This window comes from Chitinophaga filiformis, assembly GCF_023100805.1.
Taxonomy (GTDB): domain Bacteria; phylum Bacteroidota; class Bacteroidia; order Chitinophagales; family Chitinophagaceae; genus Chitinophaga; species Chitinophaga filiformis_B.
In genome coordinates this window covers 7,615,918-7,633,787 of record NZ_CP095855.1, presented here as the reverse complement: position 1 = coordinate 7,633,787, position 17,870 = coordinate 7,615,918, and the positions used below count along the sequence as shown (strand labels likewise).

12 protein-coding genes are annotated in these 17,870 nt (G+C 47.0%); 7 read left to right on the top strand and 5 right to left on the bottom strand.

Annotation, left to right across the window (positions count from 1 at the left end; genetic code table 11):
* Positions 1 to 10 precede the first annotated feature (10 nt).
* The 4 genes from MYF79_RS29805 to MYF79_RS29790 all read right to left on the bottom strand — a co-directional run bounded on the left by MYF79_RS29805 (position 11) and on the right by MYF79_RS29790 (position 4,993).
* A complete protein-coding gene (locus tag MYF79_RS29805) occupies positions 11 to 643 on the bottom strand; it encodes a hypothetical protein (RefSeq protein ID WP_089834732.1) in 633 nt (210 codons plus the stop codon).
* Between the two features lie 217 nt (positions 644 to 860).
* The gene (locus MYF79_RS29800; RefSeq protein WP_247811497.1) at positions 861 to 1,322 is read right to left on the bottom strand and encodes a hypothetical protein; all 462 of its coding nucleotides are present in this window, start codon (positions 1,320 to 1,322) and stop codon (positions 861 to 863) included.
* 757 nt (positions 1,323 to 2,079) lie between these two features.
* Positions 2,080 to 2,583, bottom strand: coding sequence for a hypothetical protein (locus MYF79_RS29795; RefSeq protein ID WP_247811496.1), 504 nt, complete (start codon positions 2,581 to 2,583; stop codon positions 2,080 to 2,082).
* 100 nt (positions 2,584 to 2,683) lie between these two features.
* Positions 2,684 to 4,993, bottom strand: a complete 2,310-nt coding sequence (locus tag MYF79_RS29790) for a GH92 family glycosyl hydrolase (protein ID WP_247811495.1) — start codon at positions 4,991 to 4,993, stop codon at positions 2,684 to 2,686.
* 151 nt (positions 4,994 to 5,144) lie between these two features.
* Here MYF79_RS29790 and proB point away from each other — a divergent pair, with 151 nt between their 5' ends.
* A complete protein-coding gene (gene proB, locus MYF79_RS29785) occupies positions 5,145 to 6,179 on the top strand; it encodes a glutamate 5-kinase (protein WP_247811494.1) in 1,035 nt (344 codons plus the stop codon).
* A 28-nt stretch (positions 6,180 to 6,207) separates the two neighbouring features.
* Positions 6,208 to 7,455: a glutamate-5-semialdehyde dehydrogenase gene (locus tag MYF79_RS29780; protein WP_247811493.1), complete on the top strand. Its 1,248-nt coding sequence runs from the start codon at positions 6,208 to 6,210 to the stop codon at positions 7,453 to 7,455.
* Here MYF79_RS29780 and MYF79_RS29775 read toward each other — a convergent pair.
* On the bottom strand, positions 7,448 to 9,895 hold the full coding sequence (locus tag MYF79_RS29775; RefSeq protein WP_247811492.1) for a glycoside hydrolase family 9 protein: 2,448 nt from the start codon (positions 9,893 to 9,895) through the stop codon (positions 7,448 to 7,450). The genes MYF79_RS29780 and MYF79_RS29775 overlap by 8 nt on opposite strands.
* Before the next feature lie 148 nt (positions 9,896 to 10,043).
* On the opposite strand from MYF79_RS29775, the gene MYF79_RS29770 reads away from it, so the two are divergent.
* The 5 genes from MYF79_RS29770 (at position 10,044) to MYF79_RS29750 (ending at position 17,855) form a co-directional block, all read left to right on the top strand.
* The gene (locus tag MYF79_RS29770) at positions 10,044 to 11,525 is read left to right on the top strand and encodes a sodium:solute symporter (RefSeq protein WP_247811491.1); all 1,482 of its coding nucleotides are present in this window, start codon (positions 10,044 to 10,046) and stop codon (positions 11,523 to 11,525) included.
* A 24-nt stretch (positions 11,526 to 11,549) separates the two neighbouring features.
* Complete coding sequence (gene murQ / locus MYF79_RS29765; RefSeq protein ID WP_247811490.1) at positions 11,550 to 12,353, top strand: N-acetylmuramic acid 6-phosphate etherase; 804 nt, start codon at positions 11,550 to 11,552, stop codon at positions 12,351 to 12,353.
* Positions 12,350 to 13,543 carry an anhydro-N-acetylmuramic acid kinase gene (locus tag MYF79_RS29760; RefSeq protein ID WP_247811489.1) on the top strand — a complete coding sequence of 398 codons (1,194 nt, stop codon included), beginning with the start codon at positions 12,350 to 12,352 and terminating at the stop codon, positions 13,541 to 13,543. The genes murQ and MYF79_RS29760 overlap by 4 nt, the downstream gene beginning before the upstream one ends.
* A 118-nt stretch (positions 13,544 to 13,661) precedes the next feature.
* Entirely contained in the window at positions 13,662 to 14,408 is a 747-nt protein-coding gene (locus tag MYF79_RS29755; RefSeq protein ID WP_199653137.1) for a DeoR/GlpR family DNA-binding transcription regulator, read from the top strand.
* Between the two features lie 324 nt (positions 14,409 to 14,732).
* A complete protein-coding gene (locus MYF79_RS29750) occupies positions 14,733 to 17,855 on the top strand; it encodes a SusC/RagA family TonB-linked outer membrane protein (RefSeq protein WP_247811488.1) in 3,123 nt (1,040 codons plus the stop codon).
* Positions 17,856 to 17,870 lie beyond the last annotated feature (15 nt).

Sequence of the window (17,870 nt, the reverse complement as noted above, 5' to 3'; positions counted from 1 at the left end):
GTAAAAATGACTAGGAATACCTCCTGAAAATCAGATTGCATATGAACGAAATGCTAAACAATAAATATAGGATAATATTTACCATAAGATTTATGATATAAAGCGTTTTATAGTTATAGAATGGCATTAGTGAGATGGCATTCAGTACCCCCGTTAGCGGCGGACTGCAGGTATAAAAGAACAGCAGGCCGGTGGATACCCAGAAAGCGGGCTCGTGCAGCAGGCTATGCGGCCCCGGATATTTGATACGCTCATAAAAGTAACAGATGCTGGCTGTTACCACTATGATGCAACCCGATAGAAATGTGTAAGTATTGAAAGTGTCCAGCTTTTGTATAAAGACCAGGTTAATAAGTGCCAATACCGGATAAATGATCATAAGGACTCCCATTACATTGATCATTCTCTTATTGGCCATGAATGAACGTAACAGAAAGATCAGGTAAGTGAAGTTGATTATTCCATAAAAGTTATAGAAGATCAGGTTGTGCTTGTTATGTATGTTATACCACCAGGCCATCATTTCTACAGCAATGGTCACCAGGATATATATGATAAACGTATTCAGGTACCGTGGAGGGTTTTTCTGAAGCTTAGCCAGCAATGCGATGATAAAGCAGATAATGATAATAAATACATGCATAGGTATTCGTGATAGAACCGCTTTAGAAATCAAGAGCATATATATATGTGCACATGACATAGAATATTGGTGGAAAATATTTTAAACTGTTATTAATGACTTTGACGCGGCCGGTAAATTAGTAAAAGTGGCGATAAAATAAATTCAGATGCTATAAAAAAAGCTGCCGGATACCATCAGGCAGCTTAAAACTTGATTTATGAGGGATGGGGAAACGCTATCGGTTCGCAGGCTGCAGCTCTGTATTTTCACAAACGCTTTTCCACTGCGGGTCGCCTACACAGCCGGGAGGGCAGGGCAATCCCCAGTTGAATGCCACCATTTCTGGCCCTTTCGGTGTGGAAACATACATGTCTTTGTTTTCGGTTTTACCGGTTTCACTGATTTTCTGTCTTGTAGCCACAAAAACGATAGTTTGTCTATCCTGCAATAAAATGTTTTCCGGAAAAACAGAAGGGTATACCCCGAAATAAACCCTGATGCCGTCAGCTCCAGCTTCTTCTGCGGTAGCGATGTATTGCTTCAGTTCGTCAAGGCTATACCATACGCTCAGAGAATCGGGTTTGCCAAGACGCTCAGAATTCGCTTTCCATCTCTTCTCTGTATAATTTTCGCGCAGCATAGTGACGTGCTTGTTGTCTACGAACTGACCAACTTTCATGGTTTTAGCGGCTGACATAAGATATTGTATTTTAGGTTTATCAATCTCATTTACAAGCTAAAACTAGGGTTTAAAGCATAGGGAAATCATTGTAAGTTTGTGATAATCACAACATTACAGACATAAGAAATTTGTAATTACTTCCAGGTCAGTTTATATGTAGTTTTTTATAATATAAAACCCGTGTATTTATGCTGTATTTCTGTATAAATATGAAGAATTTTCTGCGTAAACATCGGCACAAATTTACCGGATAATATCGGTAGACAGAAAAAATAACATATAAGAACAACTTTTTTCGGGCTATTAAGCCCAAAATTGGTCATACATTATATATAGCCTGAAAATCGAGATGCCGGATACCGTGAAATACCGGTTGGCTGTTTACCGTGATTTACGAAGTTTGCATTTACGTACTTATACATTTCCTCTTGATTCATTGCCGGTTTTTTCGCCCCGCTTACCTGTATAGGAATTGCTGTTTATCAGTTATTTATCTCTTTGAAATGCTCTATTGGCATGAATCACAGGCATTTTGCTCTCCCGATGTTTATTTTCGTGTTGTAACAGGTATCTCTAAATGAGGATTCACATGATCCTTACACGCTTTTAATGACAACTTCCGGAACTTTATTTTCTCTAATATTGAGAAGGCAATTAAGCCTGAATGCTGATTTAAAATATTGTACCCTTTGAAAACCCTAATTGTATTGTCCCCCCCAAAGTACCATAACTGGCCTGCTTTTTAGCAGGCCTTTTCTTTTGCATATGTTCACTACGTACTACCTTCAATGATATATTCCTTCAGTGCTGAAAAGTCATAAAAAAAGCGAAATGAAATGACCGTATTGGCAGTTTTATTATCTGCCGGATTGAATAGCGTTACCTCCGTTTCACTCTCCGTAATCCATGTGTTTTGTTCTCCCGACTGCGCTTTACCCGTCAACGGCTCACCGTACAATTGACTCAATCGCCATGCCAATTGCTCATTCGGCACCAGCGGATAAAGGAATATCCGGTTTATAAACCCGTTTTCGTTGATACCCGTCAACAGGTGCTGCAGGTCAATACCGGGATCATCCTTCTCTATAGTGCCCCTGGCGCTTCCGTTAAATGCATGATAATGAGCGGCATCAGGATACACCCGAAAATAATGCTTACCGGTATAGGAGGGAAAAGGTAACATGCCGGGTATCTGTTCCGGCTTTTTGCCCAATTGTATATCCCCAATGCCCAGGTTATGAAACCTGAAGCTGTACTGATGCGGGATCGCTTTCATATATACGGGTTAGTATATATAAATTTACGTAAAAACTAAGAGGGATGGACAAGAGTAATATCCTCTCATCCATCCCTCTTTCTCTATCCGGGAATGCGGATTATTTCTTTGGTTTCGCTCCCATCTGGAACACCAGGCGGCCTCCTTTCATGATATCTGCATGACTGATGCTGTTGGTCAGCACTGGTTGTCCGTTCAGCGTTACTTTCTGCACATACACATTCTTATCGCTCTGGCCAGGCGCCTCCACAGTGAAAGTATTGCCGTTCTCCAGCTGGATAGTGGCTTCTTTTACTGCCGGGCTTCCCAGTATGTACTGATCAGACCCCGGGCATACCGGGTAAAAGCCCAGCGAGGTGAATATATACCAGGCGCTCATCTGGCCGCAGTCATCATTTCCTCCCAGGCCATCCGCACCCGGGTGGTACATTTTCTTCAGGATCATACGTACCCTTTCCTGTGTTTTCCATGGCTCGCCTGTCCAGTTGTAGAGATAAGCTACGTGATGGGATGGTTCATTTCCATGTACATAATTGCCAATGATACCATCGCGGCTGATGTCCTCAGTTTCAGCAAAGAATTCATCCGGCAGGTGCATCGTGAACAGGCTGTCCAGGTGGCCGGAAAATCTCTTCTTACCGCCGTTGAGCGCAATCAGCTCGGCAGGATATTGTGGCACATACAGGCTGTAATTCCATGCATTGCCTTCAATAAAGCCCTGGTTATCTGTTTTCAACGGATCAAATGCCGCACGGAATGTTCCGTTGTTCAGGCGCGGGCGCATATAACCAATACTTGCGTCGTACACATTGCGGTAGTTCTGGGAACGTTTGATGAATTCATCATAGATATCCTGTTTGCCCAGTTTCTTTGCGATCTGTGCTATACACCAGTCGTCATAAGCATATTCCAGCGTTTTGGATACAGAAGAGCTGTTTTTATCTTCCGGCACATAACCCATATCTATATAGTAACCCAGGCCATCGTAAGTGCGGTGCCTGGCAGTTGTTACGCAGGCTGCCAGTGCCTTCTCCGCATCAAATGGGGCATTGCCCTTAATGATCGCATCAGCAATGAGCGATACGCTGTGATAACCGATCATGCACCAGTTCTCGTTTGCGTAATGCGACCATACAGGCAGCATATGTTGTGCGCTCTGATCGTAATGTGCCAGCATGGACCGGATCATGTCGGCATTACGTTTAGGCTGTATCACGTTGAATAATGGATGCAATGCCCTGTAGGTATCCCACAGGGAGAAAGTGGTATAGTTGGTAAATCCTTCCGCTTTGTGATTGTTCTGGTCCAGGCCACGGTAGCTGCCATCAACGTCCATGTAAGTGGTCGGGCTCAGGAAAGCATGATACATGGCAGTATAGAAGTTGATCATCTCATCGTTGCTGTTCAGCTGTGCCGTGATCTTATGCAGTTCTTTGTTCCACTGCGCCTGTCCGTCCTGTTTTACTTTTTCAAAATCCCATCCCGGTATCTCAGCACGCAGGTTGGCCAGCGCACCTTCCGTACTTACCGGCGACAATGCGAATTTGATCTTGACCTTTTCTCCTGCCTGCACTTTAAAATCGAACCAGGCCCTGATATTGCGGCCTGCCATTTCAGGAAAGTCGTGCGCTACGTCGAACTTACGCCAGAAGCCTCTGTACACATCATTGGCATAGTTCTGATGACCATAATGCGAGATAGGTTTGGAGAAAGACATCGCGAAATACTCTACTCTCGTACGCGCCCATCCGTTAGTCTGGCGATAACCCGTTACCAGTGTGTCATTTTCAACCCTTACAAAGGTCCACACATTTTTATTGCCATAATTATAGATACCCGCCATCAGATCGAGTACGATATGCGCCTGGTCTGTTGCGTCTGCAAAAGTGTACTGATGAAAGCCCACCCTGTTAGTGGCGGTCAGCTCGGCGGTGATGTTGTATTTATCGAGTTTTACTTTGTAGTAATCTGCTTCAGCTACCTCGTTATCGTGCGAAAAGGTGGAACGGTATCCACTCTCAGGATTGCTGGCAGTGCCCGGGTTCAGATACAGTTTACCCGTTGTAGGCATGATCAGGAAATCGCCCAGGTCCGAATGACCGGTACCGCTGAAATGTGTATGGCTGAATCCTGTGATGGTTTTATCAACATACTGGTATCCTGCACAGTATTTATAGACATCCGGATTGTACCGTCCATTCATCTCGTAAGGGAGCGTATCCGTTTCCGGGCTTAACTGCACCATCCCGAAAGGAACAGTGGCGCCAGGATAGGTATGCCCCATTTTTTCTGTACCGATAATGGGTTTTACGTATTGTACCAGGTTTTTGTCCTGCGCCTGCAGGGAAAGCTGGGTGCATATAGAAAATGCGGTGAATAAGGAAAGACGGGTAGCCAAGCGTGAGCCCATTGTCAATAAGTGTTTTAACGATTAGAGAACCTTGCAAAATAATAGTTCCGGTATAAACAGGATGTCACAGCCCGGTAAAAGACTTTAAATGAAATGTAAATAATGAAAAAATGAGGCATTTTCAATATTTTGTCGGCAAATTCAGCGAGCAGTGACAAAACCGATATTAGTAATAAAATTTGGGACAGCCTCCATCACACACGAGAACGGGGAGCTGGATGAAACAATAGTAGCCTCCATCGCCAGGCAGGTAGCAGATCTGAAAGAAGAATATAATATCGTACTGGTATCGTCAGGAGCGGTTGCTGCAGGTAAGAAATACCTGAAACATTACGGTGGCACTATGAGTGAGCGTAAGGCGGCAGCAGCCATCGGCAACCCTTTGCTGCTCAGCAAGTACGCCCGGTATTTTTCCCCCTACGACATTGCCATTGCGCAAAGCCTTTGTGAACGCAGGCATTTCAGTAACAGGGCGCAGTTCCTGCAACTGAAAAAAACATATGAAGAGCTCTGGGCCAGCGGCGTGATACCCGTAGCTAATGAGAACGACGTGGTGAGCGATCTGGAGCTGAAATTCTCCGACAACGATGAACTGGCCACCCTGATAGCCGTAGGTTTCGGCGCTTCCATGCTGTTGTTCAGCACTTCCGTAGGTGGTGTACTGGACAGGCAGGGCAATGTGGTACCGCAGATAGACGCCATCGACGAATCTGTATTGTCACTGGCAGATACTAAAAAATCCAGCCTGGGACTGGGAGGAATGGTGTCCAAGCTGACCTTCGCCCGCCTCGCTACCCGCATGGGTATTAGGGTGGTGATATTCGGTATACACACTCCTGATGGCATTCTGAATGCCATCGCCGGAAAAACAGGTACCTTGTGCCTGCCGCAGCCATGCAGTATGCCGGCCCGTAAGAAGTGGCTGGCCAGCGGTAGCCTGGTAACCGGCAGGGTACTGGTTGACGAGGGTGCGCTGACAGCACTGCAGAAAAGACGTAGCTTGCTGGCAGTGGGCGTACTGACCGTGCTGGAAAGATTTGAAGGTGGCGAGGTATTCGAGATCGTCGACGAGGAACATAATGTGATCGCCGTGGCACGCGCCAAGGTCTCTTCCGACCTCCTGTCGGAAGACGGTAAAACGCAGAACCTGGAAATTGCGCACGCCGATGATATTGTGCTCCTGTAACACATAAACAAAGTAAAACAAGCGGAAGATGGAATCCATACAACCTTTACTGGTACAGGCACAGGCAGCTACACGTTCTGTGAAAACGTTGCCTGACGGGCAGAAGCAGCAACTATTGCTGCAACTGGCCGGCCAGATTGTAGCGCATACCGCTGATATTGTGGCGGAGAACAAAAAGGACCTGGACAAGATGTCTGACGAAGACCCCAAAAAAGACAGGTTATTACTGAATGCCAGCCGTATACAACAACTGGCCGACAGTCTGAAAGATATAGCGCAGTTACCCGATCCGGCTAACCAGCTGCTGCTGGAAAGGACCTTGGCCAATGGTTTACACCTGCAGAAACGTACCGCTCCCCTGGGCGTAGTGGGCGTGATCTATGAATCCCGCCCGAATGTAACGCTGGATGTTGCCGCCCTGTGTATCAAGTCCGGTAATGTAGCCGTACTCCGTGGCGGCACCGATGCCTTCCATACGAATATCATACTGGTAAAGCTGATCCGTGAAGTGCTGGAAGCGTTCGGGGTAGATGTGAATGCTGTGCAGTTATTGCCGGTAGACAGGGCCCTGATCGGTGAAATGCTGACAGCAGTAAAGTATATTGATATCATCATTCCCCGCGGTTCACAACAACTGATCGACTATGTACGCGCCAATTCCAAAGTGCCTGTGATCGAGACCGGCGCCGGTGTTTGCCATACCTATGTGGAAAAGACGGCAGACCTTGAAATGGCCAGCAAAGTGATCACCAATGCAAAAGTATCCCGCCCTTCCGTATGTAATGCGCTTGACACAGTATTGGTCGATGAACAGGTGGCCCCAGGGCTACTGCGCCTGCTGGGCGATTCCCTGCGGGATTATGATGTAGAGATCTTTGCCGATGAAGTATCGTACAACCTGCTGCAGGCACTGGAATACCCTTACCTGATACGCGCTACACCCGCCGATTTTGGGCGCGAGTTCCTGGACTTCAAATGTTCGGTAAAAGTGGTAAGCGGTGCAGACGAAGCCCTGCAGCATATCCAGGAGTATTCTTCCAAACACTCTGAAGCTATTATATCAAAAGATACTGCGATCAGTGAACGTTTCCTCAATGAAGTGGATGCTGCCGCCGTATATGTGAATGCCTCTACAAGATTTACAGATGGAGGGGTATTCGGATTAGGCGCTGAAATAGGCATCTCTACGCAGAAATTACATGCAAGAGGTCCTTTTGCATTAGAGAAACTCGTAACTGAAAAATGGTTTGTAAGAGGAGATGGGCAGGTTAGATAACCAGCTCATCTACCTTTTTAAAACTATAACCCTGTTGCTTCAGGTACCTGATCAGGGTATTTAACTGCAGATAGAATTTGTCCTTTCTTCTGGCGTCTGTTCCTGCATGGATCAGCAATATTACACCATTCAGCTTTGCTGGTCTGTTCCTCTCAAATGCTTTTACAGATTGCAGTATCGCTTCGCTGCTTTTGTAAGATGCACCCATTTGCGGATATGTATAATCTGCATTACTGCCGGTACCCGGCGTAAAACAAACGATCTGCAATCCCATCTTTGCTGACCATGCAGCAATGCTATTGTTCCACCATTCATAAGGTGGAATATAGGTATGCACCTTTGCCGTATCGATGCCCAGTTGCTGCATTTTAGAAAGGTTCGCCTGCATGTCTGCAGTGAATTGTTGTTGTGAAACGAGCAGGCTGTCCCGCTGTTGCCAGTCGCAGTACAGCAGATGCTTGTCAGAATGCGGCCCTAAGTAATGGCCATTGGCATATAGCTGTTTGACAGGTTGCTGAAAACGGGTATTGCCATAAAAATTGCCCGTAAAGAAAAACGATCCTTTCACCTGTTGTTGTTGCAGTACATTGTTAATATGTGGCAGGCCTTCGCCGAATTCATCTCCCGTAAACACCAGTGCTATCTCCTTCCTGCTGCTGTCCATTCTTGTGATGCCTCCCTGTGTAATGGTATATCCTTTCGACATCGCCGCATTTTCCTGCGCCGCCAGGAGATAGATCAATACCGCTGTTCCGTCCATGGTAGGTTCGTTGGTACTGTAGTCGCCATAATCGTCATGATATACGGCCAGGTCGCTCTGGAACTCGGCATATTCGTCAGCCTCCTGTAGCTGTATGCCGATCAGGTTCCTGAAGATATTGGTATACACAGGTCCGTCTACCAGGCCACCGTCTATAGGGTACTGTTTCAGGTGAGTGAAGGAGGAGTGAGGATCAGCGGGCGTATCGCCATGTTGTGGCAGGCCATATACCATAGCAGTACCCCAGGGATTGCAGCCGAAGATCCAGTCAAAACAGGCCTGTTCCAGTTGTATGTAAGTATCATCCCCGCTTAGTTGCCGGTACCAGTAACACTGGATGGCAAAGGCTACCGTGAGATTGTTGCTGCACCATATAAAAGGAATACCCCGGTAGAAAGCATTCTGCGAAGCCTTATGCCATACACGCTCTATACCTTCCTTATAGTAACGCATCAATGTGTCCCTTTGTGCACCTTTTGATAACCTGGCCAGTTCCGCATGCCCTGGATTGATGAACGGATACCATTGATAGTGGCGGGCAGTATCCTGTCCGAGCCAGGGCGTAACAGGTTCCTGTCTGGCAAAGGTCCGGGCATCAGTGAGATACGGACCACCCATGGAGGCCGCTGCCAGTTCCATATCATCCGTCCAGTTATCTTCTTCATAAAAATAAGGCGAACGGCCGGGCGCCGTCTGGCAAACGCCCGGATGCTGCATGCCCAGTTCATAGGCGGCCTTCGCCTTATGCCTCAATGTAGCTGCATAAGATGACTGCAAACCTGCAAACAACTGGGTACCCAATGCAAAGCAGCTGCTGAATTTTCCTGCGGTAGAGGCGATGCCTGTGCTGCGGTTCTTATACTTCAATAAACCCTGCGGTGCACCTGTACAGAAATATACAGGGCGCTCCAATCCGCGGCCATAGAAATTAGTATCCTGCCGGGGAATACGCATGCCCTGGTGATCACGGTCGTCGCCTACCTGGTTATACATCCTGTCGTCCTGTGGATTCATTTTTACGAGCCAATCCAGGCCCCATTTTGCCTCATCCAGTACGTCGGCAATGCCATTGTTGCCAGACAGTCCATTGGCCTGTAATGAGTCTGTAAACACCTTTGGGAAGTCGCGGTAGGCTGCCAGCAGGTGCCAGGTGGCATTGGCGGAAGTGGTGACATATTGCAGGTAGTCTGATGCATCATGCCATCCGCCCGAAACCGGCACAAAAACGCTGTCGGGTCCATATACCGGAAAGCCGTCATGCGTATGGCAGGAATCTTTCAGGAAGGGATTGAAGCCATTCCGCTGCTGACGCATATATCGCAGGCAGAAGTCAGCAGTGCCTTTATATACTGTATCGCTGATGGAGAATACGGGCGACTTCGCCCCACCTGCCTGTAAATAATATTGTCCGGTCTTCGTAAAGGAAGAAAAATCCAGCCTGCTCGTTTGCCGGAAAGGTCCGTAAGCCCCTGCGGCCCTGCCTGCAGCGTGTTTGAATACTACCTGGCCTGTTCGGGCATTGACCAGTTCAAAATATTTTAATGTATCTTGTTCTTTATTGCACCATACTGCCACCTTGCAGCTGTGCGGCGCATAACCGAGCTGGTTAATGCGTATCCAGTCTGCGAGAAGGGGAAGGCTGAAAAATGCGGACAATACCAGCAGGAGCAGCTTTTTCATATATACGCGGTTTGGTGGAAGTACTGTGAAAATATAAATTTATTCGTTTTTCTGCATACAATTCTGCGTTTTTTGCGTTTTTGTGTTTATATTGAAATGTGAATGTGCGTTTTTGTGCGGTTTTAATCAACTGAAATTCTACCTTGTTATGACACCAGGCCTTTTGTTTTCTATTGTCATTGCGTATTTCGTTATCCTATTGATCGTAGCCTGGTATACCGGCCGTAATTCAAACAATGAGTCTTTCTTTATAGGCAACCGTAACAGTAACTGGATGCTGGTGGCTTTCGGGATGATCGGTACTTCGCTCAGCGGCGTCACCTTTGTCAGCGTGCCCGGAGATGTAGGTAAAACGGCTTTCGGTTACTTCCAGGTGGCTTTGGGGAACATGATGGGATATGTTGTCATCGCATTCGTACTGCTGCCCTTATATTACCGCCTGCAGCTCACCTCCATCTATAACTATTTCAGTACGCGCTTCGGCACGAAGTCTTATAAAACAGGCGCCTCCTTCTTTATATTATCAAGAACCCTGGGGGCCACAGCCAGGTTGTACCTCGTGGTAAATATCCTGCAGAACTTACTGGAGGAAGCATTCAAAGATCAGTTCCAGGTACCTTTCTGGCTCACTACACTGATCATCCTGCTGATGATCCTCCTGTATACATTCGAGGGCGGTGTGAAAACGATCGTATATACCGATACCCTGCAGACCACCTGTATGCTGGCGGGTCTTGTCATTTGTATCGTGTATATCCTGAACCGCCTTGACCTGAACATCGGCAGCAGCCTGCAGGCCATGGGAGAGAAAGGCATGTCAAAGATCTTCTTCACAGATCCGAACAGTCCCCTGTTCTTTTTCAAACAGATACTCGGCGGGGCCTTCATCACGATCACGATGACAGGTATGGATCAGGAAATGATGCAGAAGAACATTTCCGTAAAGCGCCTGGTAGATGCACAGAAGAATGTGATGACACTGAGCCTGATCTTCGGCGTAGTAATACTCCTGTTCCTGTTCCTTGGTGGTTTGTTGTACTTATATGCTGAAACCATTGGTGTGACAGCGGCCTCCGACAAACTGTTCCCAACACTGGCCCTGGATGCCCAGCGTATGCCGGCAGCTATTTCTGTGATCTTTATCATCGCCCTGATCTCCGCATTATTCCCCAGTGCTGATGGCGCTATCACAGCGCTGACCTCTTCCTTCTGTATCGATATCCTGAACATTCAGCGGAGAGAAGATCTGTCGGAAAAAGAAAAAAAGAAGACCCGGCGTATCGTGCACCTTGCCTTCACTGCGGTATTCCTGCTGATAGTGTTGGTGTTTAAACATATTGACAGCCAGAGTATGATCTCTGTCATACTGAAAGTGGCCTCCTACACGTATGGGCCGCTACTGGGGCTGTTTGCTTTCGGTATTCTGACCAAACGTACGGTGAATGATAACATGGTGCCTGGTATTGCGCTGGCTGCACCGGTGCTGTGTTATGTACTGGAAATGACGCAGACATATCTTTTCAAAGACTATAAAATAGGCCTGGAATTGCTTGTCATTAACGGATTGTTTATGTTCATCGGTTTGTGGCTGAGCTCCCGGAACTTTCAGAAAAAAGGACTGCTGTCCTGATCTGTAAAAATTAATGCTAGAACTATGCTTACAACTGAAATGTCTTCCCGGTTCAATGACCTGGAGAAGATGAGTGTCCGCGCCCTGCTGGAAGGGATCAATAGTGAAGATGCTACAGTGCCCCAGGCGGTAGCGAAAGCCATTCCCCAGATAGAAAGACTGGTAATGGCAGCAGTGGAGAAAATGAGAGAAGGAGGTCGCCTGTTCTACATTGGCGCCGGTACCAGCGGAAGGCTGGGCATTGTCGATGCATCAGAATGCCCGCCTACATTTGGTGTACCGCATGAATTGGTAGTGGGTATCATTGCCGGGGGCGATAAAGCCATCCGCAAGGCAGTGGAATTTGCTGAAGATGACAGGCAGCAGGCAGCGAAAGACCTGGATAGTTTTCATATCAATGATAAGGATGTGGTCATAGGCATTGCGGCGTCGGGCACCACGCCTTATGTAATAGGAGGGGTGAAGACCATGCGGGAAAGAGGTATTGTAACGGGATGTGTAACCTGTAACACAGGCAGTCCGCTGGCTGCCGCAGTGGAGTATCCTGTGGAAGCGGAAGTAGGAGCGGAGTTCCTGACCGGCAGTACCCGCATGAAATCAGGCACAGCGCAAAAGCTGATCCTGAATATGATCTCCACATCCATCATGATACAACTGGGAAGGGTGAAGGGAAATAAGATGGTAGATATGCAACTGAGCAACCATAAACTGGTAGACCGTGCTACAAGGATGGTGATGAGTGAGCTGAATGTGGATGAAGCCACCGCACGCCAGCTGATAGCAGAAAAAGGAAGTGTAAGGGCCGCCATAGAAAGCAGGAAATCATGAACACAAACCTCCAACGGCTGTTTACAATTGCGCAAAAGCCGGTAAGGCGCATTATCGGGCTGATGTCGGGTACCTCACTGGATGGGCTGGATGTAGCACTATGTGCTGTCAGTGGCAGTGGAATGGATACGCGTGTTACGGTGGAACATTTTGAAACGGTGCCTTACCCGGCACGCGTGAAAGATGAGATCCGGAAGGTGTTTGCAAAAGAGACGATCTCTTTTCAGCAGCTTTGCCTCTTAAATCCATGGCTGGGAATCCTGCACGCTCGCTGGATATCGAATTGCTTGCGGAAATGGAGTATTCTTCCGGGTGAAGTAGATCTCATTGCCTCCCATGGACAAACAGTGTATCATAGTCCCAAACGTTTACACAACCGATCTGGTTTCCTGAATGCCACTTTGCAGATAGGAGATGGAGATCATATCGCTGTAAATACAAGGATTATCACCCTGAGTGATTTCAGACAGAAGCATATTGCTGCAGGTGGAGAAGGTGCGCCGCTCGCTTTGTATGGAGATTATTGTCTGTTCTCCAAAAGGGGCGAAAACAGGATCATGCTGAATATGGGGGGGATCGCCAACTTTACGCTTCTGCCGGGAGACCTTGATCCGGAATGCGTATTTGTAACAGATACGGGGCCAGGTAATACATTGCTGGATGCTTTTGCGAGAGAGTTCTTCGACGTGGAATACGATAAAGATGCTGTATTTGCTAAACAAGGCACGATGAACGAAAGTTTATTGGCGGCATTGAAAGACGAGCCATTTTTGAAAGCTACATTCCCCCGCACAACAGGGCCTGAACTGTTTAACAAAGCATATGTAAAAATGGCACAGGAGCGCAGCAAGACCACCGATCTTTCCCCATATGATATCATGGCTACACTGACGCATTTTAGCGCAGAGACGATTACCGAGGCTCTGCAGTGGGTGGTGCGGAAGGAAAAAGACTATGCGATATATGCAAGTGGCGGAGGCGCACATAACCCTTTGCTGACAAGCTTGATCAGGGAAAAGCTGCCACGTCTGCAATGGCATACTACCGATGAATTGGGCATAGCCGGAGATGCAAAAGAAGCCGTGCTCTTTGCCATACTTGCCAATGAAGCGATTTGTGGAGAAGGCATCAACTTCGGTAAGCCCGGTATGCCGGCTATTACCATGGGAAAACTGTCATTTCCGGCATAAACCCGCATGAATCTTTTTAATCCGGCTAAAAGCAGCAAAAAAATGCGGGTTATATTTTGTTTTCTGCGTTTTTTTGCAGAAATTGATCCTTGTATTCAACCAAAGTAATCATCGCCAGATGTTAAAGGAAGAACGCCATGCATACATACTTCATCAGGTAAACCTGCACAACAAGGTGTTGTCTTCTCATCTGAGCGAACAGATACAGGTATCGGAAGATACTATCCGCCGTGACCTTGCAGAGCTGGCACAGGAGGGGAAGATCATAAAAGTGCATGGCGGCGCACTTTCCAATTCATTTCATCAGGGTATCACATCACAGGATGTATACGCGGTAAAAGATAAAAAGACCATAGCTTTAAAAGCCGTTGAACTGATACATGACGGCATGTTTGTATTAACTACAGGGGGGACTACGATAGCAGAGCTGGCCCGTGTGCTGCCAAGAGAGTTACAGGCCACGTTCATTACTGTAAGCCTCCCTGCTGCTTTTGAATATGCCAATCACCCGAATATAGAAGTGATCGTGATAGGCGATAAACTATCCAAAGGATCAAAGATCACAGTAGGGGGGGAGGCTATTTCAAAGATAAAAATGATCAAAGCAGACCTGTGTTTCCTCGGAAACAATGCCATTGATGCGGAAGATGGTTTAACAGATAATGACTGGGATGTAGTGCAGGTAAAAAGAGCCATGATCAGCACTGCCAAGAAAGTAGTGGTATTGACCATTTCAGAGAAGATCAATACATCCGAACAGTTAAAGATCTGTGATGTGGATGAGATAGATATATTAATTACTGAGCTGCCACCCGATGCTAAAAAATTGCAGCCATATAAAAAGAAGGGTATACAGATTTTATAATAAAACAGCTATTACTTGTTCCAGCCACATTGCAGGAACGTATTGTAACATGTAAACGTGCTTATCAACCAGCCTGTAATCTATTAGGTTATTCACCGACGATGTTCCCGGACAACAAGGAACATCTATGCAAATATTTATCGCTTTAACTAAAAAGAGTTTGTTATGAGAACTTATTGATCGTCCCGGTTATAACCGGGAATTCATTGTACATATAACGCGCGTTTATCAACCAGTGTGGTCAATCAGTTATTCGGAGTCAAGACTGCCGAATGACGGGGGATATCCATGCCATTACATTTCGCTTACTATTAAAAATCATTTATGAGGAGCTATCAATTATTCCGGCTTGCCAGGTGCAGGTATCTGTTGCTTTTGCTGGTCTTACAATGCTTTACTGCCTTCGCTGCTTTTGCGCAGGTAAAGCTGTCAGGTAAGGTTACAGACGAAACGGGCGCTACCCTGCCCGGTATTACCGTAGCGATCAAAGGAACCAAACTGGGCGCCACTACATCAGTAGATGGCGTCTATAACATCAATGCCGATCTGAAACCCGGCAGTTATACACTCGTATTTACAGGAATAGGTTTTGCTCCTGCAGAAAGTGCATTAACAATTGGTACCGCCACTACCTATACGCTTAATCAGCAGTTAAGCACTTCGGTATCCAAACTGGATGAAGTAGTGGTAACAGGTGCTTCTCTCGGTACTACGCGTAAACAACTGGGTACGTATATCAGCACTGTAAAATCGGACGAGCTCACCAAAGGCGCTACCGGCAACGTATTGACAGCACTGCAGGGTAAAACTGCCGGTGCGCAGATCACACAGAACTCCGGCGATCCTGCCGGCGGAATGTCTGTAAAACTGCGTGGTATCAGTACTATCAGCGGTTCTACTGAACCACTGTATATTATCGATGGTGTGATCATCGACAACTCCACTACCCGCGTCACAAATGCTGACGCTTCCTATGCCGGTGGTAACTTTGCCGGTAATGTGGGGCAGAACCGTATGGTAGATATCAATCCTGCAGATATTGAAAGCATAGAAGTATTGAATGGCGCGGCTGCAGCTGCCATCTATGGTTCACGTGCCAATGCCGGTGTAGTGCAGATCTTTACAAAGAAAGGCAAGGGCGGTGCGCCGGTGGTAAGTTTCTCTACCAGCTTTAATGTGAACGAACTGCGTAAGAAACTGGACGTTAACCAGGCGCCTGTTAAGTTTGGTGGTACGCCTGACGTGTCTACACAGACGATCCTGACAGATACCATCGTGCGTACAACACCTGTAAAACGTTACGACTACCAGGACTATATCTTCCGCACAGGTATCGGTACAGACAACAACGTATCTGTAACAGGCGGGCAGAACAAAACCAGGTACTATGCATCTGCCAGTTACCTGTACAACCAGGGTATTGTAAGAAATACTGATTTCAACCGTTACAGCTTTCGCCTGAACCTGGACCAGGAGCTCAACAAATGGATCAGCTTCAATGCTACCATGAACTACATTTACAGTAAGACCAATGAAAAGCCGGATGGTAACTCTTTCTTTTCTCCTACCAACTCCGTTACGATCATTGGTAACTACTACGATATTCATCAGCGTAATGCATTGGGTAACCTGCTGGCAGTGGGAGAGCGCGGACGTGTGAACCCTGTTTCTGTCATTGAGGATTTTCAGCAGCAACAGCAGACCAACAGGTTGATTGCCGGCGCCGGTATCAAGCTGAGGCCAATCAAGAACCTGACCGTAGATTATCACATGGGGATCGATAACTACAGCCAGGACGGCACCACCTTTATTCCTCCTTTTGCATACAATGTAAGCCTTGGCTTCTTTGGTGGTGGCGCAAAGCTTGATCCTACACAGAATGGTTATGCCAGTGCCGGTGTTAATAATTCCTTCCTGATCAACCATGATGTGAACGTTACCTACGATGCGCAGATCACTGCTGACCTGGCATCTGTAACGCAGGTAGGATATTCCCTGCAATACCAGCGTGGGCATTATTCCCTCCAACAGGGCAGGGGATTGCCTCCATTCGTACAGACGGTGAGCGGCGCTGCTACACCTATACCCGGTGCAGATGAGCGTACCCGTTTATCTATCTCCGGTCAGTACATACAACAGAACTTTAAATACCGTGATCAGCTCTTTGTTACAGGGGCATTGAGAATGGATGGTTCTTCCGTATTTGGCGAAGATGAGCGCAACCAGCTCTACACAAAGCTAAGCGGCAGTTATGTGTTATCAGGTACAGATTACTGGAAATCGCTGAATGTATCCCGTTGGTGGAACCTGTTTAAACTCAGGGCTGCCTATGGTCAGTCCGGCAACCTGACAGGTATCCCTGCTTATGGCCGCTTCAATACTTACAGGGCAGTTGCCTTTATCGGTGCGGCATCTTTCACATCGCCGACCACTTACACCAATCCCAATATCAAACCTGAAAGACAGCAGGAACTGGAGTTTGGTACAGATCTGGCCTTCTGGGACAACCGTATCAACCTCTCCGTTAACTACTACAGCAAGAAAGTGGAAGACCTGCTGATTGCCCGTGCTATCGCACCAACACAGGGTTACAGCACCCGCCTGGATAACATTGGTTCACTTTCCAATAAGGGTTTTGAAGTAGTATTGAATGTAGCGCCTGTGAAAAGCAAAAGTTTCAACTGGGATATGACAGCTATCTTCAACCGTAACAGGAATAAAGCGTTGGACATCGGGCAGTCCATCCTGCTGTATCCAACCGTGAGTGGTGCGCCGGTTGCTATTGCTAATGGAGAGCCCATTGGCTTCTTCTATGGTAGTTTCTTTGCCCGCGATGCTAATGGTAATAAGCTGACAAAACCCAATGGTATTCCGGTTACAGAGGGCGGTGTACAGCACTCGCCTTTTTCTTACACTCCTGTAAGAGATCCGAATACCGGTTTACCGCCAACTACAGGTGTGGCTGCGCTGCAGAAGAAAATAGGCGATCCTAATCCCGATTGGACAGGTACCCTCACCAACGATTTCAGCTATAAGAGACTCAGTCTGCACACACAGCTGGATATCGTACAGGGAGTTGATGTATTTAACGCTGATTTCAGAACAAGGCAAGGTGTGGACAACGGAAAGATAGCCGAACAGGAAGACCTGGGACAGTTGCCCCGTGGATTCATTGCCGGCAACTACAATATCCAGGAATGGAGAATAGATGATGGCTCTTTTGTAAAACTGAGGGAAGTGGCTTTCAGCTATAACTTCGGTAAGATCAAAGGACTAAGTGATCTGACGCTTAGCATAGGCGGCCGTAACCTGTATTCATGGGATAACTACAAAGGATATGACCCTGAGGTAAATGCGGCAGGACAAAGCACTGTATTGCGTGGTATCGATTTCGGTAGTGTACCTGCTCCCAGGACATATAATGTAGCGCTTCGTGCCAGATTCTAAATCATCAAAAAGTAG